General features: G+C 69.2%; 16 protein-coding genes. 5 read left to right on the top strand and 11 right to left on the bottom strand.

What is annotated here, in order from left to right:
- Window positions 1-162: 162 nt before the first annotated feature.
- On the bottom strand, window positions 163-1,023 hold the full coding sequence (locus tag ACZ5NW_RS27985) for an SGNH/GDSL hydrolase family protein (protein ID WP_468746976.1): 861 nt from the start codon (window positions 1,021-1,023) through the stop codon (window positions 163-165).
- Between the two features lie 97 nt (window positions 1,024-1,120).
- Here ACZ5NW_RS27985 and ACZ5NW_RS27980 point away from each other — a divergent pair, with 97 nt between their 5' ends.
- The gene (locus ACZ5NW_RS27980) at window positions 1,121-1,300 is read left to right on the top strand and encodes a hypothetical protein (RefSeq protein WP_468746984.1); all 180 of its coding nucleotides are present in this window, start codon (window positions 1,121-1,123) and stop codon (window positions 1,298-1,300) included.
- 284 nt (window positions 1,301-1,584) lie between these two features.
- Here ACZ5NW_RS27980 and ACZ5NW_RS27975 read toward each other — a convergent pair whose 3' ends face one another.
- Window positions 1,585-2,253, bottom strand: coding sequence for a FadR/GntR family transcriptional regulator (locus tag ACZ5NW_RS27975; protein ID WP_468746701.1), 669 nt, complete (start codon window positions 2,251-2,253; stop codon window positions 1,585-1,587).
- A 344-nt stretch (window positions 2,254-2,597) separates the two neighbouring features.
- On the opposite strand from ACZ5NW_RS27975, the gene ACZ5NW_RS27970 reads away from it, so the two are divergent.
- Window positions 2,598-5,711 carry a right-handed parallel beta-helix repeat-containing protein gene (locus tag ACZ5NW_RS27970; RefSeq protein ID WP_468746700.1) on the top strand — a complete coding sequence of 1,038 codons (3,114 nt, stop codon included), beginning with the start codon at window positions 2,598-2,600 and terminating at the stop codon, window positions 5,709-5,711.
- Between the two features lie 297 nt (window positions 5,712-6,008).
- Entirely contained in the window at window positions 6,009-9,116 is a 3,108-nt protein-coding gene (locus tag ACZ5NW_RS27965; protein ID WP_468746699.1) for a DUF1349 domain-containing protein, read from the top strand.
- 582 nt (window positions 9,117-9,698) lie between these two features.
- Here the strand turns inward: ACZ5NW_RS27965 and ACZ5NW_RS27960 are convergent.
- The gene (locus tag ACZ5NW_RS27960; RefSeq protein ID WP_468746698.1) at window positions 9,699-11,978 is read right to left on the bottom strand and encodes an MMPL family transporter; all 2,280 of its coding nucleotides are present in this window, start codon (window positions 11,976-11,978) and stop codon (window positions 9,699-9,701) included.
- Between the two features lie 175 nt (window positions 11,979-12,153).
- On the opposite strand from ACZ5NW_RS27960, the gene ACZ5NW_RS27955 reads away from it, so the two are divergent.
- Both ACZ5NW_RS27955 and ACZ5NW_RS27950 read left to right on the top strand, forming a co-directional pair.
- Window positions 12,154-13,326, top strand: a complete 1,173-nt coding sequence (locus tag ACZ5NW_RS27955; protein ID WP_468746697.1) for a sensor histidine kinase — start codon at window positions 12,154-12,156, stop codon at window positions 13,324-13,326.
- The gene (locus ACZ5NW_RS27950) at window positions 13,301-13,963 is read left to right on the top strand and encodes a response regulator (protein WP_468746696.1); all 663 of its coding nucleotides are present in this window, start codon (window positions 13,301-13,303) and stop codon (window positions 13,961-13,963) included. Before ACZ5NW_RS27955 ends, ACZ5NW_RS27950 begins: the two co-directional genes overlap by 26 nt.
- Window positions 13,964-14,137: 174 nt before the next feature.
- Here the strand turns inward: ACZ5NW_RS27950 and ACZ5NW_RS27945 are convergent, their stop codons facing one another.
- The 8 genes from ACZ5NW_RS27945 to ACZ5NW_RS27910 form a co-directional block, all read right to left on the bottom strand.
- Window positions 14,138-14,638 carry a GNAT family N-acetyltransferase gene (locus ACZ5NW_RS27945; protein WP_468746695.1) on the bottom strand — a complete coding sequence of 167 codons (501 nt, stop codon included), beginning with the start codon at window positions 14,636-14,638 and terminating at the stop codon, window positions 14,138-14,140.
- A gap of 150 nt (window positions 14,639-14,788) precedes the next feature.
- Entirely contained in the window at window positions 14,789-15,199 is a 411-nt protein-coding gene (locus tag ACZ5NW_RS27940) for an SgcJ/EcaC family oxidoreductase (protein WP_468746694.1), read from the bottom strand.
- Between the two features lie 47 nt (window positions 15,200-15,246).
- Entirely contained in the window at window positions 15,247-16,248 is a 1,002-nt protein-coding gene (locus tag ACZ5NW_RS27935) for an RNA polymerase subunit sigma-70 (protein WP_468746693.1), read from the bottom strand.
- A gap of 100 nt (window positions 16,249-16,348) precedes the next feature.
- Complete coding sequence (locus tag ACZ5NW_RS27930; RefSeq protein WP_468746692.1) at window positions 16,349-17,236, bottom strand: carbohydrate ABC transporter permease; 888 nt, start codon at window positions 17,234-17,236, stop codon at window positions 16,349-16,351.
- Window positions 17,233-18,210, bottom strand: a complete 978-nt coding sequence (locus tag ACZ5NW_RS27925) for a carbohydrate ABC transporter permease (protein WP_468746691.1) — start codon at window positions 18,208-18,210, stop codon at window positions 17,233-17,235. The genes ACZ5NW_RS27930 and ACZ5NW_RS27925 overlap by 4 nt, the downstream gene beginning before the upstream one ends.
- A 100-nt stretch (window positions 18,211-18,310) precedes the next feature.
- On the bottom strand, window positions 18,311-19,651 hold the full coding sequence (locus tag ACZ5NW_RS27920) for an ABC transporter substrate-binding protein (protein ID WP_468746690.1): 1,341 nt from the start codon (window positions 19,649-19,651) through the stop codon (window positions 18,311-18,313).
- A 68-nt stretch (window positions 19,652-19,719) separates the two neighbouring features.
- On the bottom strand, window positions 19,720-22,689 hold the full coding sequence (locus ACZ5NW_RS27915; protein ID WP_468746689.1) for a glycoside hydrolase family 2 TIM barrel-domain containing protein: 2,970 nt from the start codon (window positions 22,687-22,689) through the stop codon (window positions 19,720-19,722).
- A gap of 150 nt (window positions 22,690-22,839) precedes the next feature.
- The gene (locus ACZ5NW_RS27910) at window positions 22,840-23,835 is read right to left on the bottom strand and encodes a LacI family DNA-binding transcriptional regulator (protein WP_468746688.1); all 996 of its coding nucleotides are present in this window, start codon (window positions 23,833-23,835) and stop codon (window positions 22,840-22,842) included.
- Between the last annotated feature and the right edge of the window lie 180 nt (window positions 23,836-24,015).

Raw genomic sequence — 24,015 nt, 5'->3', positions numbered from 1 at the left:
ATTCTGAAACGATCAGTAAGCCGGTCGCTCGTGCGGATAGCGCCCCCAACTGAGGAATCCATCGACAGTGCCAGGGAAGAGCGCGTCCGCGTGCTCTAGAAGGACGTGATGGGCATCGTTCGTCGTTCCCGACTCGGGCGAGCACCGACCCAGCGGATCTCGCTACTCCGAGGCGTCTGCCCGGTCGACGGAGGGCTCTGGTCCAAGCTGGAAGGCACGGCCGAAGTCCCGGCCGGAGCTGCCGACAGGCAGGAGGTCCGGGCGTTTGGCCACGCGACCGTCTCCGGAGGAACGCCCACGCGCGCGCCTGCCGAGCCACGGACCGAGGAATCCGGCGACCCAGCGCACCTCGGCTGACGCGGCACGCAAGAATCGTGCCCGACCGACAGGCAGGACAGGCAGCGGGTGCGTCCAGGAGTCGTCGGTGTCCGGCAGGTTGAGCGAGTGAGCGAGCGCCGCCGCGATCCGCTGGTGGCCGAGCGGGCTCGAGTGGAGACGGTCCTGACTCCACAGGCGTGGATCCGTGGCCACCGGATACGGGGTGACGTCGGCGACGACGACACCATGCCGGTGCGCCGCCGCGCGAACGCGATGGTTCAGCGCCTCAAGACGCGGCTGGAGCGGACGGGCCAGTGGAGTGAGGCGCGTGATGTCCGGAATGGTGAGCGTCGCCACGCGCGCCCCCTGGCCGGTGAGCGCGGCGAACATCGCCTCCAGATGCGCGGCCACCTCATCCGGATCGAAGCGGGGCCGCAGCATGTCGTTGACTCCGGCCACGACCGTCGCGAAGTCCGGCCGCAGCGCAAGCGCGGCGGGCAACTGCTCCGCGTGGACCTGCCCGGCCAGACGGCCCCGTACTGCGAGATTGGCGTACTGAAGCTGCGGGCTGTGCCGGGCCAGGTGCTCGGCGAGCCGGTCGGCCCACCCTCGCAGACCTGTCACATCGTCGCCGTCGCCGACCCCTTCGGTGTGACTGTCACCCAGGGCCACGAAGCGCAGATAGCGGGTCTCAGTGCCTGACATGAGCGGCTGGCTCCTTATTGCGATCACCAGAAGAGCCACCACTCTACTCAATTTTTTGAGTACTGGTCTGGCGTGCTGGTCGATCCTGCGCAACGCCATGTCGCCTCACTGGAGGTTCTCCCGCTCGAACGACATCCCGCGCTACGAATCCCTGTACGCCCGCTCGGACGCACTCGTCGAGCTCACGGACGCGGTGCTGTGCGCGGACGGGCCGGTGAAGACGCTGGCGGAACTGTCGCCGGCGGTCGAGCACAGGCGCGGCCACGGCGCGCAGTAGGCCGCTTTCGACCGGGGCTGAGGTGGCCCGCGAGGTCGACACGGGGGGTGCCGAAGGCCTCCGGCGCGCCCAGGCCCGGGTCCGACTGGCATGGGGCCGCTACGCGGCGGCGCCGGGTAGGCGGAGGCGGAGGTGACGGCCTGTGAGGCGGATCCCTGTGGAGGAAGTGCAGTGCTCTTTGCGGTACTCGCGCGGACTGACGCCGCCCTGTGGCGATCGGTCGGCGGCATGACCGGATGTACCCAACCTGTCAGTTCCGGCGGACGTGCGGCCCGTCGGCGACGTCACGGCTGCGGGGTCGGTCGGCGGCTCGCCCACGCCTGGCCGATGTGCTCGCGCATGGCGCGGGCGGCTCCTGCGGCGTCACGCTGCCGGAGCAGCTCGAGTATGGCCATGTGCTCGCCCAGCGACACGGTCAGACCGTCGCGGGTTGAGTGGCCGATATAGAAGCGTGACACGCGGGCCTTGCCGTGAACGCTGCGGATGATCGCTTGCCCCAGGAGGTTCCCGGAAGCCCTCATGATGATCTCGTGGAAGGCGGCGTCTTCCTCGGCGTGGCGCACCGGGTCGTCCAGTGCCTCCCGCATCGCGGTGACTCGCTCCTCGAGTCCGGCGAGTTCGACGTCGGTGATGCGGCCGGCCGCGTCGGCGGCCATCTCGGCCTCCAGGGCGATCCGCACGCTGACCAGCTGGTCGAGGATCGTCAGCGTCCGGTCGTGACGGATCTGGGCCTCCAGGACGACAGGATCCAGGAGGTTCCAGTCTTGCGGCTCGCGCACCCGTGTACCGCGCCCGGGCGCCGCCCTGACCAGCCCCTTTTCTTCGAGTACCTTCACCGACTCGCGCACGACGGTCCGACTGACGCCGAACTCCTCGCACAGCACCGGCTCGATGGGCAGCGCGGAGTCCGGCGGATAGGCCCCGCCCACAATCCGGTCGACGAGATAGGTCACCACGGTGTCGCTGAGCCGGCCACTCTGCCGTCGGGGAACGGCTCCCAGCGATCCCTCCGAGGGCGCAGGCGCCAGTCGTTGACGACTGGCCGGGGTACGGGGCACGAGCGGCTCCTTGCGATCAGTAAATGGCACATCATACACCTTGCGGATTACGTCATTCGTATGATGAAGTGCGTCCGCCCCGGCGAAACGCCGGTGAAACACGGCCGAAGTCCCGCCGGGCCGCGACCGGGATGGGACCGGGACGGGACCAGGCACGGTGCGCATCACTGAAGGAGCCCCTCGTGCTGTTACTCAGAAGAACGATCCCCTCACGCCGCCCCAGTCCGCGGATACGCGCCATGACTGCGGCGACGGCGCTTGTCGGCGCCCTGCTCTCCGCAGTCGCATCCGCCGGAACGGCGCAGGCCGCGACCATGACGACGCTCTACGCATCCCCCTCGGGTACTGGCACCGCATGCTCCTCCACCCAGCCGTGCTCTCTCACCCAGGCCAAAGCAAATGTGCGTGCGGTCAACTCCGGCATGGCCGGCGACATCGTCGTGCAGCTGGCGGACGGCACCTACCGCCTCTCCGCCCCGCTCTCCTTCACTGCCGCCGACTCCGGCGACAACGGCCATACGGTGGTGTGGAAGGCCGCCCCCGGCGCGAACCCGATCATCTCGGGGGCACGGAAGATAACCGGCTGGACGCAGTTCGACGCGACCAAGAACATCTGGCGCGCCAACGTCGGTACCGGCTTCGACACCCGCCAGCTCTACGTCGACGGCCTGCTCGCCACCCGGGCGCGCACCCAGGTCAACCGCTCCGACCTGACGTTCAACCCGACCGGGTTCACCTTCACCAATCCCGCACTGAGCTACCTGAACACGCTGGCCAACCAGAGCCGGGTGGAGCTCGAGACGCTCAACAGCTGGACCGACCGCTACATGCCGGTCCAGAGCATCAGCAACAACACCTTCACCATGCAGCAGCCCGCCTGGGACAACAACACCTGGGGCTGGGACACCGTCCAAAGCCCGTTCCGCAATGGACCGGTGTACCTGGAGAACGCCTACGAGTTCCTCGATGCCGCGGGGGAGTGGTATCTGAACACCGCCACCGGCTACCTCTATTACAAGCCGCTGGCGGGGCAGGATGTCAGCACCGCTGACGTGGAGCTGCCGCGGCTGGAGTCGCTCATCAGCGTCGGCGGCACGTACAGTGCGCCGGCCCACAACCTGTCCTTCACCGGTGTGCAGTTCTCCCACACGAGCTGGCTGCACCCGAGCACCAAGGAGGGCTGGGCCGACCAGCAGACCGGCGGGTACATCCAAGGCAACTGGAACAGGCCGGCAAATGCCTTCACCTCCTGCAAGGCGGGATGCAGCCTGTTCGAGGCGACCCGGCCGAACTGGCTGCAGATGCCCGCGGCGGTACAGGTGTCCGCCGCGAACCACGTCACGTTCAGCGCCGACAAGTTCACCGGCATCGGCCAGTTCGGCCTCGGTATCGGCGAGGACGCCAACGCGAACACCTCAGGTGTCGGCCTGGGGGCCAGCGACATCACCGTCGTCGGCTCGCTCTTCACTCAGATCGCGGCGGGCGGTGTCATCGTCGGCGGCCAACAGCAAGACGCGCACCACCCCAGTGACGTCCGTATGACGAACAAGAACATCGCCATCAAGGACAACCTCATCCACGACGTCGCCATCGACTACCGTGACAACGACGCGATTCTCGCCACCTACACCACCAACTCGGAGATCAGCCACAACGAGGTGTACAACCTCCCCTACTCCGGCATCAGCATCGGCTACGGATGGGGAGTCAACGACCCGGGCGGCAGCCAGGACTACCTCAACCGGGGTCTGTACAACTATCAGCCGATCTACAACACCCCGACGACAGCCACGGGGAACTCGGTCGTCGCGAACTACGTGCACAACTTCCTGCAGTCGATGAACGACGCCGGCTGTATCTACACCCTGTCGGCGAACCCCTCCAGTGTGATCAACCGGAACTACTGCACCAACGGCGGCAACCACGGCATGTATTTCGACGAGGGATCGCGATACCTGTCCGCCACCAACAACGTCTTCAACGGGACCGGAGACTACGCCCACCAGAACGCCACCAGCACCAACAACACCGGCAACTTCACCCTGACCGACAACTGGGCCACGCAGGGCGGTGACGTCACTGACGGCAATCGTGGCAACGTGGTCAGAGGCACGCAGATCGTCACGAACGGTGACTGGCCGTCGGGCGCCCAGACGGTCATGAACGCGGCCGGTCTGGAACCCGCCTACCAGTACCTCAAGTATGCGGTGACCGCTCCCTACTCCACCTTCGCGGTGAACTCGCCGGCCACCTTCAGCCAGGCGAACGGCCAGTTCGCGATCACCGGGGCCGGGGCCGACGTCTGGGGTGCCGGCGGACAGCACGACGACCAGTACGGGGCCGTCTACCAGAGCCAGGCGTTCACCAACGGCACTACCGTGACCGTCAAGGTGGACCAGTTGGACAACACCAACCCCTGGGCCAAGGCCGGGATCATGGTGCGTAACCGCATCGACGGTGCCGGCAGTTCAGCGGGGTACGCGGTCATGTCCGTGACGCCGGGCAACGGCGTCGTTCTCGGGCACGACTCCAACGGCGATGGATACCTCGACACCAACGCGCAAACCACGGACATCAAGGCGCCGGTCTGGTTGCGGCTCACCCGCACGGGCAGCCAGGTCAGCGGGTACTACTCCACCAATGGCACCACCTTCACCCAGGTCGGCTCCGCGGTGAACCTGTCCGGGGCCAACGCGACCCAGGATGCGGGCGTCTTCCACACCTCCCACGACGTCAGCGTCCCGGGCACGGCCACCTTCAGCGGCTTGAGCATCACCACGCCCCCGTTCGCCGGATACGCGAACATCCCGGCCCTCCTCAACCAGCACCAGAACCAGGTCGCGATCACCGGCGCCGGGGCCGACGTCTGGGGTGCCGGCGGACAGCACGACGACCAGTACGGGGCCGTCTACCAGCGCCAGGCGTTCACCAACGGCACCACCGTGACCGTCAAGGTGGACCAGATGGACGACGCCAACTCCTGGGCGAAGGCCGGGATCATGGTGCGTAACGACATGACGGCCGCCGGCAGTTCAGCGGGGTACGCGGTCATGGCCGTGACGCCGGGCAACGGCGTCGTTCTCGGGTACGACTCCAACGGCGACGGATACCTCGACACCAACGCGCAGACCACGGACATCAAGGCGCCTGTCTGGTTGCGGCTCACCCGCACGGGCAGCCAGGTCAGCGGGTACTACTCCACCGACGGCAGCACCTTCACCCGGATCGGCTCGGCGGTGAACCTGTCCGGGGCGAACGCGAGCGAGGACGTGGGTGTCTTCCACACCTCCCATGACAACAAGATCTCGGGTACGGCCAACTTCAGCGGCCTGAGTATCGTCACGTCTCCGTAACCGGTTCTCCATCAAACGGGCAGAGGGTGTTCAAGATCATCTTGCGGTGCAGGGCTTGAACACCCTCTCGACCACACCGTACGCAAGCTTGGCGATGCGCTGAGCTAAATCTCAAGCTCAGGTGAAGTTCCTCCACCCCGTCGAAAACGCTGGTGAAACAGGGCCGAAGTCCCGCCGGGTCGCGACCGGGATGGGACCAGGCGCGGTGGGTGACACCCACGCATCACCGAAGGAGCCCTCGTGCTGCCACTCAGAAGAACGATCCCCTCACGCCGCCCGAGGCTGCGGATACGCGCCATGACTGCGGCGACGGCGCTCGTCGGCGCCCTGCTCTTCGCAGTCGCATTCCCCGGAACGGCTCAGGCCGCGACCATGACGACGCTCTACGCGTCCCCGTCGGGCACCGGCACCGCATGCTCCGCGAGCCAGCCGTGCTCCCTCACCCAGGCCAAAGCAAATGTGCGCGCGGTCAATGCCGGCATGACGGGCGACATCCTCGTGCAGGTGGCGGACGGTACCTACCGCCTCTCCACTCCGCTGACCTTCACTGCCGCCGACTCCGGCACCGGCGGCCACACGGTGATCTGGAAGGCCGCGCTGGGCGCGCACCCCGTCATCACCGGCGCGCAGAAGGCCACCGGCTGGACCCTGCAGGACTCGGCGAAGAACATCTGGAAGGCCGACGTCGGCACCGGGTTCGACACCCGGCAGCTGTACGTCGACGGCGTCCTGGCGCAGCGGGCCCGCTCCACGGTCAACCGCTCGGACCTGACCGTGACCACGAGCGGCTACACGTTCACCAACAGCGCGCTGAGCTACCTCAACAGCCTTGCGAACCCCGGCCGGACCGAGATCCACAGCATCGCGTCCTGGACCGACCGCTACTCCCCGGTGTCCGGCATCAGCAACGGCACCATCACCATGACCCAGCCCGCATGGACCAACAACACATTCGGCTGGGACACCCTGGAGCACCCGCTCCGGCTTGGCCCGCTCTACATCGAGAACGCCTACGAGTTCCTCGACACCGCAGGAGAGTGGTACCTCGACACCAACACCGGCACCCTGTACTACAAGCCGCTGCCGGGGCAGAGCATGAGCACCGCGGACGTCGAGGTGCCCAAGCTGCAGTCGCTCATCGACATCGGGGGCAGCTATGCCTCTCCCGCCACCCACCTCACCTTCGCCGGGCTGCAGTTCTCGGGCACCAGCTGGCTGGGCCCGAGCGGCAGCAACGGGTACGCCGCCCAGCAGACCGGGACCTACCTGGCCGGCACCTGGTCCGCCCCGTCGGACCGGCTGACCTCCTGCAGTGCAGGCTGCAAACTGTTCGAGGCGACCCGCCCGCACTGGAACCAGATGCCGGCCGCCGTCCAGGTCTCGGCCGCCGACCACATCGCCTTCACCGGCAACCGGTTCACCAACCTCGGGCAGCTCGCCCTCGGTATCGGCCAGGACGCCAACGCACACGCCACGGGTGTCGGACTCGGTGCCGACACCATCACCGCGACCGGGAACGTCTTCACCCAGGACGCGGGTGGCGGCATCGTCGTGGGCGGGCTCCAGGCGGACGCGCACCACCCCAGTGACAGCCGGATGACCAACAAGAACATCACCGTCAACGACAACGTCATCCACGACGTGGCGATCGACTACCGCGACATGACGGGCCTGCTGGTCACCTACGTCAACGGCGCGAGCGTCTCGCACAACGAGGTGTACAACCTGCCCTACTCGGGCCTCGCCATCGGCTACGGCTGGGGCGTCAACGACCCGGGCGGTAGCCCGGACTACGCGAACCGGGGCCTGTACGCCTACCAGCCCGTCTACTCGACGCCCACCACGGCCCAGAACAACACCGTCAGCGGCAACCACATCCACGACATCATGCAGCAGATGGCCGACGGCGGCTGTGTGTACACCCTGTCGGCCTCGCCCGGCAGCACGGTCACGGGGAACTACTGCCACAACACCAATAACTACTACGGCCTTTACCACGACGAGGGCTCCCGGAACTTCACCGACACCAACAACGTCGTGCGCTATACCGGCCAGTGGCTCTTCGCCCATGTCAGCTCAACCCACAACACCGGCGCCCTGACCGCCACCGACAACTGGACAGACAAGGACAACGCCAACATCAGCAGCACCGATGGCCACGGTGACACGGTCAGCGGCACCGTCGTCGTGACCGACGGCAACTGGCCGTCCGGCGCGCGGACCGTCATGGACAAAGCCGGCATCGAGCCGCAGTACCGGCCGCTGACCACCGGCGCCGTCACCGGCCCCTACAGCGCCTACTCCTCCACCCCCGCCGCCACCGGACAGACCGGCGGCTTCTTCACCGTCACCGACGCGGGCACCGACATCTGGGGCGCCGGCGGCCAGCACGACGACACCTACGGCACCGTCTACCAGGCGAACTCCGCCGTCAACGGCACCTCGGTGACCGCACGGGTCGACAACGTCGACAACACCAACTCGTGGGCCAAGGCCGGTGTCGTACTGCGCAACAGTCTCACCGGCAGCGGCTCCTCACCCGGCTACGCGACCGTGGTGGTGACCCCGGCCAACGGCGTCAGCTTCCAGTGGGACTCCAACGCCGACGGCTACCTCGACCAGCTGACCTCCACAGCCACCTCCGTCAAGGCACCGGTATGGGTACGGCTGACCCGTACAGCCACCCAGGTGTCCGGCTACTACTCCACGGACGGATCCACCTTCACCCAGATCGGCTCGGCGGTGACCCTGCCGTCCATGGCCGCCACCCAGGACGCCGGTGTCATCCACACCGCCCACAGCACCACAGTCGGCAGCGCGACCTTCAGCAAGCTCCAGATCGTCACCTCGCCCTGGCGTGCCTACGGCTCCATTCCGGCCGTGGTGAGCCAGAGCCAGGGAGTGACCTCCCTGACCAGCGCGGGCATCGACACCTGGGAAACGACCGCGCTGCACGACGACGAGTACTCCGCGGCCTACCAGCCGGCCGCCGCGGGAACCTCCTCCACAGTCACCGTCCACGTCGACAGCCAGGACAACACCAACGCCTGGGGCAAGGCCGGCCTGATGTTGCGCAACAACATCGCCGCAGCCGGCTCGTCCACCGGGTACGCCTCCCTCGCCGTCACTCCCGGCAACGGCGTCAGCCTGGAGTGGGACTCCGACAGCGACGGCTACGTCGACAAGATCACCACCAAGACCGGCCGCTCCGCCCCCCTCTGGCTCCGACTGGCCAGAAGCGGCACCTCGGTCACCGGTTCCTACTCCACCGACGGCACCACCTGGACCACCGTCGGCACCGCCGCACTGACCGGAGCGAACAGCAGCCTGGACGCGGGCACGTTCTTCACGGCCCACGCCCCGACACCCGGCACCGCGAGCTTCAGCCAGTTCTCCATCAGCTGACGAAACGGAAGGGACACCCGTCGTCGCCCTCTTCAGCCGGACCACGGCAGGATCGCCAGGCCCAGCGCCGCCTGGCGGTCCTGCGCCACACCGAGCATGGGACGCAGACATCGCGCCGCCCGGGACGGCTGATGCCGCACTCGACCGCATGCCGGGCCTTGTAGTCCTGCCGGTCGAAGGCAGGCGGACGCCCTCTGCCCCCGGCGCTTGCGGACCTGGTCGGCCGGCTCCGGGATCGTGCACCGGATCGGTTGGCGCGCGACGCATACGCCTTGTCACCCCGCACCCGCAACGGACCCAGCCGAGGACGCCCGCCACCGACGCGCGGCGCCCGGATCGCCTCCAAGGCCGGCTCGAACTGCGGGCTGTCGCCCCGCCGGCCTGCGGTGACCAGCAGCGACTACGGCTTCTGTCCGGCTCGCACGTCAGGTGGACCTTAGTGGAGAACCCGCCGCGGGATCGGCCCAGCCCGTGGTCGTCCGGTTCGGTTCCAGTGCCGCCCGGTGGTTCCTTCTGTCCGGCGCCGTCCCGGCGGGCCCCGGCGGCGTGGCACCTAACCAGAACGCTCAGCCAGGAGTCGAGTCAACGGTCAGCCAACCGTGGACGATGGGGCCCTCCGGTCGATTCCACGTCGGTGTGGTCGGCGGCGTCGATGACGACCGGGCCTCCGGGAAGCACGCGGTCCAGCCACCTCGGCAGCCACCAGTTGGCCCGGCCGAGGAGTGTCATGGTCGCCGGTACCAGCACCATGCGTACGAGCGTGGCGTCGATGCAGATCGCGGTGGCCAGGCCGAGCCCGAACATTTTGGTGGAGGGGTCCTCTGCGACGGCGAAGGACAGGAAGACCGCCACCATGATGAGGGCGGCCGACGTGATGATCCGGGCGGTGCCCGAGACGCCGTCAACGATCGCCGTGTCGTTGTCGCCGGTTCGCTGGTACTCCTCGCGTACGCGGGAGAGGAGGAACACTTCGTAGTCCATCGACAGGCCGAACAGGATGGCGAAGAGGAACATCGGGATGAACGACACCACCGGAACCGTCGTCTCCAGTCCGATGAGCGAGCCTCCCCACCCCCACTGGAACACCGCGACCATGATGCCGTAGGCCGCGCCGATGCTCAGCAGGTTCAGCAGTACCGCCTTGAGGGGTACGAGGATCGAGCGGAAGACGAGCATCAGCAGCAGGAACGACAGCGCCAGTACGGCGGCGACGAACACCGGCAGGCGTTGGCTGGTCCGGCGCCCCACGTCGGACAGGCTCGCCGCGGCGCCGCCGACGTGGGCCCTGGCCGGGCCGTGCCCGATCGCCGTGGGCAGCACGTCGGCGCGCAGCCGGGCGATGGTGTCGGCCGTGGCCTTGTCCTGGGGGCTGGTGGTCGGGAACACCACGAGAGTCGCGATGCCGGTGGCCCGATCGATGTGGGTCGGCGCCACGGACGCGATGCCCGGATCCGCCGCGACCGCTGTGACGAGACGGTCCAGCACTCCCGGCTCACCGGCGGGGTCCGCGGCGATGACGAGGGGACCGTTGATGCCCGGTCCGAACCCCTCGGCGACGAGGTCGAAGGCGCGGCGCTCGGTACGGCTGCGGGGCAGCGAGCCGTCGTCGGGCAGGCCGACGCGCAAGCCGAGCACGGGCAGTGTCGCGGTCAGCAGCAGCCCCGCCGCGCCGACCGCGTACGGCACGGGGTGCCGGCTGACGTGCCCGATCCAGCGCCGCCACCCTGCGGTGGGGGCGGCGCCCGCCGCCGTGTCCGGTCGCCGGCCGAGTCGGCCCGAACGCCTGGCCCGCAGAGCCAGGCCGATCCGACCGGCCCGGGCCAGTCGCGGGCCGGCCGCGCCAAGGAGGGCCGGCAGCAGTGTCACCGACGCGATCACCATGGTCAGGACGACGATCGAGACGGCGAACCCGCCCACCGTCATGAACGGCACGTTCGCGACCGCCATGCCGAGGATCGACACGACGACGGTGCCGCCGGCGAAGACCACGGGCCGCCCCGCCGTGGCCACCGCTCGTCCGGCAGCCTCGTGCGGATCGAGTCCGCGCGCGAGGTACTCCCGGTGGCGGGCGAGCACGAACAGCGCGTAGTCGATGCCCACGCCGAGCCCGACCATGCTGCCCAGGACCGGTGCGAAGGTCGGGACGTCCGTCACCCCCGCCAGTACCGTCATCGTGGCCACCCCGACGGTCAGCCCGAAGACCGCCATGCCGATCGGCAGCGCGGCGGCGACGAGGGAACCGAACGCCAGGAACAGGATCGCTGCCGCGGCGAGGATGCCGATCAGCTCGCTCGCGCCGCCGTCGGGGTCGGAGAAGACGTAGAAGAGGTCCCCGCCCATCTCGATGCGCAGCGGCAGCTCGGCGCGCAGCCGGTCGCCGAGATCGACGAGGGCGTCGAGGTCCTTGGCCGACAGCCGGCTCTGGTCGGGATACTGCACCCGGATGACCGCGATCCGCCCGTCGGCCGAGACAAGTCCGTCGCGCACGGCGGCGCCCCCGCCCGCGTCGAGCGCCCCCGCCGGGTCGCTCGTACCGAGCACGTGCGGCAGCCGCCCCACCTCGTCCTGGAGGCGCGTGAGAGCGGTGCGCGCGCTGCCCTGGTTGAAGAACGTCGCGTCGCCGTCGAGAGGGGTGACGACCACTTGAGCGGTCATGCCCTCCTGGCCGGTTCCGGCCCGCTCGATCAGTTCCGCGGCCCGTTGGGAGTCCAGTCCCGGAGCGGTCATCGCGTCCGAGGTTCGCCCGCCGAAGGCGATGGCGGCGAGGACGGCAAGCATGGCGGCGATCAGCCATGCCGCGATCACCCGCCAGGGACGGCGGGCGGCGCTTGTGCCCACGCGCAACAGGGCTTTCGAGAGCATCGGGTCCTCCAACCACCTCGTCGGCCGTCCTTGTACGGCCGCCGATGTCGAGGCTCCTCGCCACGGGGCTCCGAGGCATCGGCCGGCGGGCCGCGGATCCGTCGGCCGAGGGACGGAGCGACGCCCCGTCCTTTCGGCCGATGCGCGGCACGGCGAGATCCCTAGGCTGAGAAGCGTGCTGCGAGACGACGTGCGAACCCTGTGGACCGAACCCCGGCCGCCCGGCGCGCCCGCCCGGGTGTGGCGGGACTGGGCGCTGCTCGCCGCGGGACTGGGCGGTGTGGTGCTGGAGTCCATCCTGCGCGAGAACGTCGTGTGGCGGCCGGTGGCAGTGGTGTTGGCCGTCTGGCTGTGCGTGCTGCCCCTGTGGCGCCGGACCCGCCCGCTGACGGTGGTCACGCTGGCGTTCGGCTCCGCGATCCTGCTCCAGGTCGCCTCGCTGGTCGCCGCGCCGAGTGAGCCCGTCGGTTTGAACACCGGCGTGATCGTGGTCGTCCTGGTGTATGCGTTGCCCCGGTGGGGATCGGGACGGGAGATCGTGCTGGGCAGCGCGGTGATCCTCGCGGCCTTCGCGCTGTCGACCGTCACCGACGAAACCCCGGCCGCCGAACAGGTCGGGGGCTTCGTCTTCCTGCTGCTGCCCGGCTTGATGGGGGCGACCGTGCGGTTCCGGGCGACCGCTCGCGAGCGGCAACTGGAGCAGGTACGCTCCCGCGAGCGCGAGCAACTCGCCCGGGAACTGCACGACACGGTGGCCCACCACGTCTCGGCCATCGTGATCCGCGCCCAGGCGGGCCGGGTGCTCGCGGTCAGCGACCCGTCCGCCGCCGTCGAGGCGCTGGAGGGAGTCGAGGAGGAAGGGGCGCGCACACTGGAGGAAATGCGAGCCATGGTCGCCGCGCTGCGCGACCGCGGGGCAGGCGCCGAGCTGGCGCCTCCTGCCGGCATCGCGGATCTGGAGCGCCTGGTCCGCACCCCGGGCGGTCGCCTCAGGGTCGACCTGGGCCTCGACGGCGAGCTGGACTCACTGCCCCCGGCCGTGGACGCGGCCGTCTACCGCATCGTCCAGGAGTCGGTGACCAACGCCATGCGCCATGCGGTCAACGCCACCGAGGTCGTCGTCCGGGTCACCGCCGAACGGAACAAGGTACGGGTGAGCGTGCGCGACAACGGTCAACGCACCGGCCGTGGCCGCGACGGATTCGGACTCGCCGGACTGCGCGAGCGCGCGACCCTGCTCGGCGGCACACTACAAGCCGGCCCCGGCACCGACCAGGGCTGGCATGTCGAAGCCGAGCTGCCGAGAGGGAGGACCGAGAGCGGTGCCCATTCGCGTCCTCGTCGCTGACGACCAGACCATCATCCGCACCGGGTTGCGGATCATGCTCAACGCGCAGCCCGGCATCGAGGTGGTCGGCGAGGCCGCCGACGGACAGGAAGCGGTACGGCTGGCCCGCGAACTGCGCCCCGACGTCTGCCTGTTCGACATCCGCATGCCCGTGCTCGACGGGCTTCAGGCCACCGAGCTGATCGCCGGCCCGGGCGTCGCCGACCCGCTGGCCGTGGTGGTCATCACCACTTTCGACCTCGACGAATACGTCTACGGCGCCCTGCGCGCCGGCGCCCGCGGATTCCTCCTCAAGGACACGGGGCCGGAGCTTCTGGCGCAGGCCGTACGGTCGGCGTCCGACGGAGAGGCGCTCATCGCGCCGAGCGTCACCGTCCGTCTGCTCCAGGCTTTCGCGGACCTGCCCGCCGGCCGGCCCGCGGCCCAGCCGGTCTCCCCGGTCACCGCCCGCGAGGAGCAAGTGCTCCTCGCCGTCGCGCGCGGCCTCACCAACACCGAGATCGCCGATGCGCTGCACATCAGTCTCAGCACGGTGAAGACACATCTGGCCAGCCTGATGGCCAAACTCGGCGCCCGCAACCGGGTCGAGATCGCGATGTGGGCCTACGAGACGCGCCGCATCCTCCCCGGAACCTGAACACCGATCCGGACGATCACGGGCTCGTACGCTCGCGCGGCGGCATACGGGTCCCCTGGGCTGGGGCCGCACCATTCCGGACTGGGCTGACCATGCCCGCAACCGCGAGAAACGCGGCTCCCACCCACGGCGGCCGGCCGCGGAAGTTCCATCCGGCGGGATGGCTGTGACCACTCACACGGCTCGTTCCATACAGACCAGCTGATCCCGCTCGTCCCACGACTCGGTGACGGTGAATCCGAGCCGCTCATACAGGGCGATCGCGCCTACCCGCCACTTCCACACCGACAGCCGCACGGCACTGACGCCGCTTTCCGCAGCATGCACGAGCGCGGCGCTGACCAGGCTGGACGCGATGCCCCGCCCCCGGAACTTCGGGTCCGTCCAGAGCCTCTTGACCTCGGACCGTCCGTCGACAGAGGCGGTCACCACCAGGCAACCCACCGCGGTGTCCCCGCTCAACGCCAGCAGCACGACATCGTCGACGAATACGGCCTGTGGATCCGCGATCTCTATCCGGTAGCGGTCCGGCAGCCCATCCACCCCGGCGACGGCCTCACCCTTCTCGGCCTGCGTCTGCAGATGGTAGGCCGCCAGCAGATCTGCCAGCCCATACTGGGCGGAAGCGACCTGACCTGGCCAGCGGACGATGGCAACCTCGCGTTGATCAGTCATTGCGTGAGCATCGCATGACACATGCCAGGGCCAGAACGAGTATCTTGATCCACTTTCGATACCCGCCCCAATGCTGCCCTGATGGGGCGCGCTGACCCGTCGGCCTCACGGGGCGCCCCTACTGGCGCAGGGGCGCCCCGCGTTCTGCGCTTACTGCCCCGGCGCGAGGACCGGGCTGTTGTGGTAGGCGGCGATCAGCCACTGGCCGTCGCGCCGCTCGAACACCCAGGTCGCGTTCACCTTGGCCGCGTCCGGGACCTCGGTCTGGCCAGGGAACAGGATGCCGGATTCACTGATGACGATCGCGGCGTCCGTGCCGACGAAGCGCAGACTGAGCTGCTTGTTCTGGGTCGAGGTGCCCTTGAGGGGCCCGGCGAAGGCCAGGGCCATGTTGTCGCGGATGACGTCGCGGCTGCCGCGGAGGGAGCCGGTCAGGATGGCCGTGGCGTCCGGGGTGTAGTCGGCGACCATGCCGTCGGCGTCGCCGGCCTCCCATGCCTTGTAGGACTTGGCCAGGACGGCCTGGATGGCGGCTGCGTCGGCTGCGCGGTTGTCTGACATCGGGGTCTCCCTTGTGAGAGGTCCGCCCGGGGGCTCCGGGGAACTCGTCAGTACATACCGGCGGCCGAGCCGGAACTGTTCGCGTCTGCGGAAGGAAATTCTTCGGGATCGAGTCGGGGGGTCAGGCCGAAGGAGGTGAAGACCTCGGAATCCTGGAACACCGAGGTCCGGCTGATGCCTTCGGCGGTGACGGTGAAGAGCTGGAGCGTGTGCAACTCGTACGCGTCGCCGACGCGGCGGTAGGCGGCGAACCCGTGCTGGCCGTTGGCCGCAACTGCCGTGAGCCGCCAGTCCGTTCCGGCCGCCCGGAAGACCCACTCCATGAACAGGCCGTAATTGCCCGGTCCGGCGAACCAGTTGACCATGGGCGGCATCTCCATGATGACGTCCTCGGTGAGCAGCCGCTTGAGGCCCTCGACGTCGGCTTCCAGGAACGCCTTCATGTAACGGTCGACCCAGGCGCGCTGTTCGGCCGCCGTCGGCTCCGACTCGGTGTGCACTCCCTGCACGCCGGTACGCGCCCGGTGCAGGGAGCTGTTCACCGACGCGACCGTGGTGCCGAGGATCTCCGCCGCCTCGGCGGCGGAGAAACCGAGCACGTCACGCAGGATCAGCGCACCGCGCTGACGCGCCGACAGCAGTTGCAGGGCGGCGGCGAACGCCAGCCGCAGGCTGCTGCGGTTGACCACGGCGGCCGCCGGATCGCCCGCGTCGAGCATCGCGTCCGGCAGCGGCTGCAGCCAGGCCTGCTCCCCGCGGACGAGCGGGCCGAGCGGGTCCGACGCCGCCACCAGCCCCGACGGCAGCGGCCGGCGGCCACGCACCTCCAAGGCGGTCAGGCAGACGTTCGTCGCGATGCGGTAGAGCCACGTACGCAGTGAGCTGCGGGTGTTGTCGTACTGTTCGCGTGCCCGCCAGGCCCGCAGGAACGTGTCCTGGACCAAGTCCTCGGCGTCGTGCGCCGAGCCGAGCATCCGGTAGCAGTACGCCAACAGCTCCGCCCGGAACGGCTCGATCAGGCGGTCGAAGCCCTCCACCTGCTCAGTCATTCCCCACCCCTTCGCTGAGCTGCTCGCGGCCACTCTATCCAGCGCCTGTCCCACCAGGGCAGCCACGGCACCATGAGCACCAGTGCGGGTCCAGCGCACGCTACTTGAGGGAGCCCGCGGTCAGGCCCTTGCGCCAGTAGCGCTGGAGGCTGATGAAGGCGATGAGCAGGGGGACCAGCGACAGGGCCGCACCGGTGATCGACAGCAGGGGCGGCACGCCGTTGGCGAACTCCGAGCGCCACTGCACCAGGCCCACGGTGACGGGCTGGAGTGAGGAGGAGTTGAGCATGAGCGAGGGCAGCAGGTAGTTGTTCCAGATGCCGACGAACTGGAACAGGAAGACGGTCACCAGGGCCGGAGCCATCAGCGGCAGGGCGACCTGGAAGAAGGTGCGCTGTTCGCCTGCTCCGTCCAGCCGTGCGGCCTCGAGGAGTTCGTCCGGGACAGACGCCGACGCGAAGATCCGGCACAGGTAGACGCCGAACGGACTGACACAGCTGGGCAGCAGCACCGACCAGTAGGAGTTGGTGAGGTCGAGCTTGGCCATGAGCAGGAACAGCGGCAGGGCGAACATCGGCGCCGGAATGAGAACGGAGGCGAGGATGACGTTGAACACGCTTTCCCGGCCGCGGAAGCTGAACTTGGCCAGCGCGTAGCCGGCCATCGCGGACAGCAGGGTGCTGACGGTGGCGCCGACGAGGCTGTACAGCGCGCTGTTGGCGAGCCAGGTGGTGAAGATGCCGTCCTCGAAGCTGAACACGGCTTTGACGTTGTCGACCAGGTCGAAATGGGAGAACCACAGCGGCGCGCCGGTGTAGAGGTAGCCCGAGCCCTTGGTCGCGGAGACGAACAGCCACCACAGGGGGATCAGCGTGTACAGGGCCATGAGGCCCAGCACCCCGTTGACGACGACCTTGCTCGCGATCTCGGTGCCGCGGGGGGCCGGTCGGGCCGTTCGGGCCGGTCGGTCGGCGTGCAGCGCGCTCATGTCATCGCTCCCTTGCGCTGGGTGTACTTGAGGAATCCGAACGAGAGCACGAGGGTGAGCAGAGCGAGCACGACGGACTGGGCGGCGGCCAGGTTCTGGTTGCCCGTGTCCATACCGAGGGTCGTGTTCATGATCGGGGAGAACTTCGGGTCGACGCCCGGGACGCGCGCGCCGACCAGCACCGCCGGTTCGGTGTACAGCTGCGCCGTGCCGATGATGGAGAAGACCGTGGTGAGCACCAGCGCGGGACGCACCAGGGGGATCTTCACCGCCCACGCCAGGCGCCATCCGGTGCAGCCGTCGAGCGCGGCGGCCTCCATCACCTCGGAGGGGATCGTCTGCAGCGCGGAGTAGAGGATCAGCATGTTGTAGCCGGTCCAGCCCCACGTGATCATGTTCCCGATCGAGACCGGGACCCACGACGGCGACAGGAAGTCGACGTCGATCCCGATGTGGGACAGCGGTCCGGTGAACGGCGAGAGGTCTTTGGCGAGGAGGAAGGACCACATCACCGCGGCGATCGCACCCGGCAGCGCGTAGGGCAGGAAGAACGCGAGCCGGTAGGTCTTGCGCAGCCGGGCCGAGCGGGAGTCCAGCAGGAGCGCGAGCAGGAGGGCCAGGCCGAGCATGACCGGGACCTGGACGGAGCCCAGCAGCACGACCCGGACGATCGAGGCGATGAAGTCGTGGTCGCCGAAGACGTCGGCGTAGTTGGACAGTCCCGCGAACTTTGTGGACTGCGTACCGCCGAACAGCCCCGCGCGGTGGACGGTGAAGAAGCTCTGGTAGATCGCGTAACAGATCGGCGCGACCATCATGGTCAGGAAGAGCACCGCGAACGGCGCCAGGAAACCCGACGCGGTCAACGCGCTGCGGCGGCCGGCGCGCCGCGGCCGACCGGCGGGGGAGAGGCGGGTGACCGCGGGCACCGGGCGCGGCGGTGACGCGGTCCGGGTGCTGCTGGGACTGCTCATGGAAACCTCGCTGGGCGGTTCGTCGTCAGGGAGCGGGACCCCGCGGCGCCGGATAGGGGCGGCCGCGGGAATCCTTGGGGGCGGCTGGGGTTCCGCTGCCTCAGCCGTTGGTGACCGACAGTCCGAGCTTCTTGATGGCGGCGACGGTCGAGGCCTGGACCTTGGTGACCGCGTCCGGATAGGTGCCGGAGCCCATGGCGCCGGTGAAGTCCGTCTCGACCTGCTGATAGGTGGGGCCGTTGGTCCAGGTGCTGGGGACCTGCGCGGCGGAGGTCTTGTACAGGTCGCCGACCTTCTGGCCGCCGAAGAACGGGTCACCCGCCTTCAGCGACGGGTCGTCCTGTCCGGCCTTCGACGCCGGGTACAGTCCGCCCTCGATGCCCGCCTTCACGGCCTGCGGGTCGCTGGACAGGAACACGGCGAACTGCGCGGCTTCGTGGGGCGTCTTGCACCCGGTCATCACCGAGGTGGCCGAGCCGCCGTTACTGGAGCTCTTGCCGTCGCCGGCCTCCCAGGTCGGCATCGGGGCGACCGCCCACTTGCCGGCCTGGTCCTTCAGGTCCGACTTCAGGCCGCCGGCGGCCCAGGACGCGTTGACGAACGTCAGCACCTTGCCGGCTTCGGAGGCCTTGTCGAACTGCGGGTCCCAGGCGTTGCCGGTCTTCGTCACCAGACCCTTGTCCTTCATCTCCTGCCAGAAGGCGGCGACCTTGCGGGTGCCGGGGTTGTCGATGCTGACGGTCCAGCTGTCTCCGTGGGTCGAGTACCAGGACTGGCCGGTCTGCAGGGTGTAGGCCGCCATATCGTTGCCCTCGCCGGGCGGGGTGCCGAACTTCACGCTCGGGTCGGCGGCGGCGACCTTCTCGGCGTCGGCCTTGTACTCGGCCCAGGTGGCCGGCGGCTTGGTGATGCCGTACTTGGCGAACAGGTCCTTGCGGTAGAAGAGGACCATCGGGCCGACGTCCACGGGGACTCCGTAGATCTTGCCGCCGATGCTGGAGGCGGAGACGGCCGACGGGAGGTACGTGGCCATGTCGGCGCTCGCGTACTTCGTGATGTCCATGACCGTGTTCTTCACGAGCATCGACGGGATGGCTTGATACTCGATCTGGGCCAGACACGGGCCCTTGCCGGCGGTGATCGCGTTGCTGATCTGGGCGTAGCCGCCCTTGCCGCCCGACGGGATCTTCTTGAAGGTGACCTTGGTGTCCGGGTGGGCGGCGTTCCACTGGTCGACGATCTTCTCGTAGGGGGCCCAGCCCCAGAACTCCATGTTCACCGGCCCGGCCTGGCCCTTCTCCGAGTTGTCGGAGGAGCTCTCGCTGCTGCACGCGCCGAGGCCGGCCACGAGGAGCGCCGCGGTGGTGATCGTCAGAAGTCTGCGCGTGCGAATGGGGGTGATCGTCAGGAGTCCGCGGGTGCGTATGGTGGTGTTGTCCATGCGAGGGAACCTTCTGTGACAGGGGGCTGACTTGCTGGACAGCCGATGGGCGGGCGGGCAAGGCCCGCCTATCGGCCGGTGCTGAATTCGACGCCGAACGCGGTGGTGACCGCGGCCAGGACGTGCGGTGCCGACGGCCCCGGGCCGCAGGCCGTGCTGCCCAGGCCGTGGTGGGCGTGATCAAGGTGGAGATGAAGTCTGCCGTCGCGAACCAGGTCGTGCTGGTGGGCCGCGGCGGCCAGGGCTTCGGTGCTCCACGGACGAACGGTCAGGTCGATGACCGGGTCGCCGGTGATGAGCAGGGTGCCGTCCGGGGTGGTGATCCTGGCGCGGCGGACGTGGTGGCGGTTGCCGTTCTCCTGCGGGCGGACCTGAGGGATCTGCATCGCCGAGACGGTCGACAGGTGGCGGCCGACGCGGGCCGCGGCGCGAGAGTCGCGGTACGCCTCACCGGGACCGGGTCCGAACCATTCGACTTCGGCGTCGGTGCCGGGCAGCGACAGCGCGACTCCCAGGCGGGGCAGCGGCACCGACCACGGGCCGTCGGGGGTCACGACGGCGTCCAGCCGGAGCCGTGTCTGGCCCGCCGCATCCGGTGTGTCGCAGGCCGTCCAGCGGTAGACCACGCCGAGCCCCGAGACGGATCCGGCGGCGGCCAGCCGGGCGGTGACCGTCAGTCCCGACGCGTCGGCCTCGACGGCCAGGACGTCGTGGCGCATCCGGTGCAGTCCGGCGGCGAGCCAAGCGCCGATCTGGGCCTCGCCGAAGGCGCTGAGCAGGTCGTTGTCGATCGGGGCCCGCCAGACGTCCAGCCGGGGACCGTCGAGCTCCAGGTCGCCGAGCCGTGTCAGCACCCCCGTGCGGGCGTCGAATCGCGCGGGACCCAGGGCGATGTACCCGTCCCGGGCGATCGCCGGTGCCGGCGTGACGGGGGCGGGCGAGGCGGCCGGGGCCACGACCAGCCCCTGGGCCCAGGCGATCTCGTGACCGGCCCCGGCCCAGGTCTCGTCGGCGGCGAGCACCGCGGTCACGGTCAGCCACACCTCGTGGCCGGAGTCGTTCTTGCGCGCCGCGTCGAGCGCGGCGGTGACCTCGGCGGGCCATGCGACGGTGGTCGTGGCGCCTGGTGCGGTCGCGGGAACGGTCAGGCCGCCGGAGCCCACCGGCTCGCCGCCGTCCTCGACGGTCCACCGGAAGTCCAGGTAGCCGCTGCCGCGGACGTGGTGCAGGTTGTGCACGCTGATCTGTCGAGCCGTCGGGTCGATGTGGATCCGGACCGGTTCGATGACCTTCTTGTACTCGACCAGGCCCGGCGAGGGCGTGCGGTCGGGGAAGAGGAGCCCGTCGGCGACGAAATTCCCGTCGTGGATCTCCTCGCCGAAGTCGCCGCCGTAGGCGTAGTACGAGCGGGGGTCCTGCTGCCCGGTGAACCGGGCGATCCCGTGGTCGATCCACTCCCAGATGAATCCACCGGCCAGCCGTGGATGCGCCTCGATGACCTGCTGGTACTCGGACAGCCCGCCGGGGCCGGTGCCCATGGCGTGGCCGTACTCGCACAGCACGAACGGCAGGGCGCGGCGGTGGGCGTCGTCGGCCGGATCGGGCGTGGGTGCCTCCTGGCCGCGTCCCACGGCGGCCAGCTCGGCCACCTCGATGTACATGCGGGAGTACAGGTCGACGTACGCGCAGCTCGCGAAGTCGCCTTCGTAGTGGATGAGGCGGCTGTCGTCGCGCTGCCGGATCCAGGCGGCCGCGGCGGCCAGGTTGGCTCCGGTGCCGGACTCGTTGCCCAGCGACCAGACGATGACCGAGGGATGGTTCTTGTCGCGCTCCACCAGCCGCGCCGTACGGTCCAGGTATGCCTCGCGCCACGCGGGGTCGTCGCTGGGGTTGCGCCGCCAGCCGCCGGGTTCGAAGCCGTGCGTCTCGAGGTCGCCCTCGCAGAACACCCACAGGCCGTGCTCGTCGCACAGGTCCAGGAAACGGTGGTCGGGCGGATAGTGGCTGGTGCGCACCGCGTTGATGTTGTGCTGCTTCATGAGCAGCACGTCGGTCAGCATGGTGTCCTCGGTCAGGGTCCGCCCCGTCAGCGGGTGCCATTCGTGGCGGTTGACGCCCCGCAGGGAGATCCGCCTGCCGTTCACGGTCAGGACGCCGTCCACGACGGCCACGGTGCGGAAGCCGATGCGCAGCGGTATCCGCTCTCCGGCTTCGGAGACCAATTCCCCGGTGTACAGGCGCGGCTGCTCGTCCGACCAGGGCTCGATGCCGTCGATCACGTGCGGGCCGGCCGGATCGGCAGCGGATATGCCGAGTTCGGGCACCGACAGGGACACCCGGGTGGGGGCGGTGACGTCGACGGCCAGGGTGCCCTGCCCGGTGGTGTGGTCGTAGGCGGCGTGGACGAAGAAGTCCTCGACGCCGCGGGCGGCCACGGACACCGACCGGAAGATCCCGGACAGCCACCACATGTCCTGGTCTTCCAGGTAGCTGCCGGACGACCACTGGTGCACGCGGACCGCGAGGACGTTCCGGCCGGGCCGCAGCGCGGCGGAGACGTCGAACTCGGTGGTCAGGCGGCTGCCCTTGCCGTCGCCGAGCCGGATCCCGTTGAGCCACACCGCGAACGCGGAGTCGACGCCCTCGAACCGGAGCACGGCGGCCGATACCGGAAATCCGTCCGGAACCTCGAACTCGCGGCGGTACTCGCCGGTCGGGTTCTGCCGGGGCACCCGCGGCGGGTCGACCGGGAACGGGTACAGGATGTTGGTGTAGGCCGGGGCGCCGTAGCGGGGTTCGCCGGGCAGGCCGGTCATCTGCCAGCAGGACGGCACGGCGAGTACGTCCCAGGCGGTGTCGTCGAAGTCCGGCGCGGCGAAGTCCCCCGTGAGGTCGTCCAGCCCCGACGCCAGCCGGAATCTCCAGTCGCCGTCGAGCGCGATCGTGGGCAGGTCGGAGGTGAACGCGGCGCGCGGCCGCAGCCGTCCGGTGCCCGGCGACCGGTCTTCGACGTAGGCGTTGGGGTCGAGGAGGTTCATCAGTGAAGGTGTTTCCTCTCAAAAATGCCCCGTCATGGCGGGAAACGGCATGGAAGGACTGCGCCGGCCGCTCATAACGTGTGCCGGCGGCTCACAAGGCGGGTCGGCGGCTCACAACGTGGGCCGTGGCAGGTCAGGCGGTGCCAGACGCTATGCGGTCGCCCCGGGCGGGGGGCCGCTGCTGTCCCGGACGGTCAGGGTCGGGCGCAGCAGCGATACGACGTTGGTCGGCGGGCGGCCGGAGTCGACGGCTCGGAGCAGTAGTTCGACGGCCTGCTGGGCCATCTCGCGTTTGGGGAAGGTGACCGTGGTCAACGCCGGTCGGATCCGCCCGACTTGGGCGATGTCGTCGAAGCCGACGACGCTGACGTCCTCGGGCACCCGCCGCCCGGACCGGACCACCGCTTCGATGGCACCGATGGCCAGGACGTCATGGGTGGCGAAGATCGCCGTCAGCTCTGGATCCGCTTCCAGCGCCGCGCAGGCCGCGGCGAAACCGCCGGCGGCATCGTCGCTGGTGCAGGCGAACACCTTGCGGTCGTCAAGGCCGTCGGCGGCGAACGCCCGGCGCAACCCCTCGACGCGCGGCGTGTGCGCGGGGAGGTCGGCGATCACCGCGACGTTCCGGTGGCCGAGATCCCGCAAGTGGGACCCGGCCAGGAACCCGGCGTGCTGGTAGTCGATGGACACCACCGGGAGTGTGGTCGGCGGTTCGCCCTCCCAGGCGAACAGCGCGACCGGGAAGTTGGCCTCGGCGAGCATCGGCAGCTGCTGTTCGACGCCGTTGTCCCCGGCGACCAGCAGTGCGTCCACCGAGCGCGCGGTGAGGTTCTCCAGGTGGGCCCGGGTGTAGTCGGGATCGTCGCGCGTCGTGGCGAGCAGCAGGTTGTATCCGTGGCCGACCAGGAGATTCTCCACCTCCTCGACCACCTCCGAATAGAACGGGTTGGCCACCGACGGCACGAACAGCCCCACTGTCGACGTGCTGCCGGTGCGCAGTGAACGCGCCACCAGGTTCGGCTTGTAGCCGAGTTCTGCGATCGCCTTGTTGACCTTCGCCAGGGTCTCCGGCCGCACCTTCTTGCCGGACACCACGTTGGAGACGGTCTGCTTCGTGACTCCCGCCCTCGCGGCCACATCCGCCATTGTCACCACGTAGGCTCCCGAACTTTTATCGATCCACGAAAGTGGCGTCAGCGTAGGGCGGCTGTCGCAGCAGGGCAAGGCCTCGTACCGTGGCCGTGATGCAGCCGTTACGGAGCGCGGTGAGGGTGCGACGAGCAAGTTACGGCTGTTTTCCACGAGTTGAAGCGCGCGGAGCATTGA

The organism is Streptomyces sp. NPDC032126 (assembly GCF_055580085.1).
The sequence above is the reverse complement of the archived record's forward strand: the minus strand, read 5'-3'. Positions and strand labels throughout refer to the sequence as shown.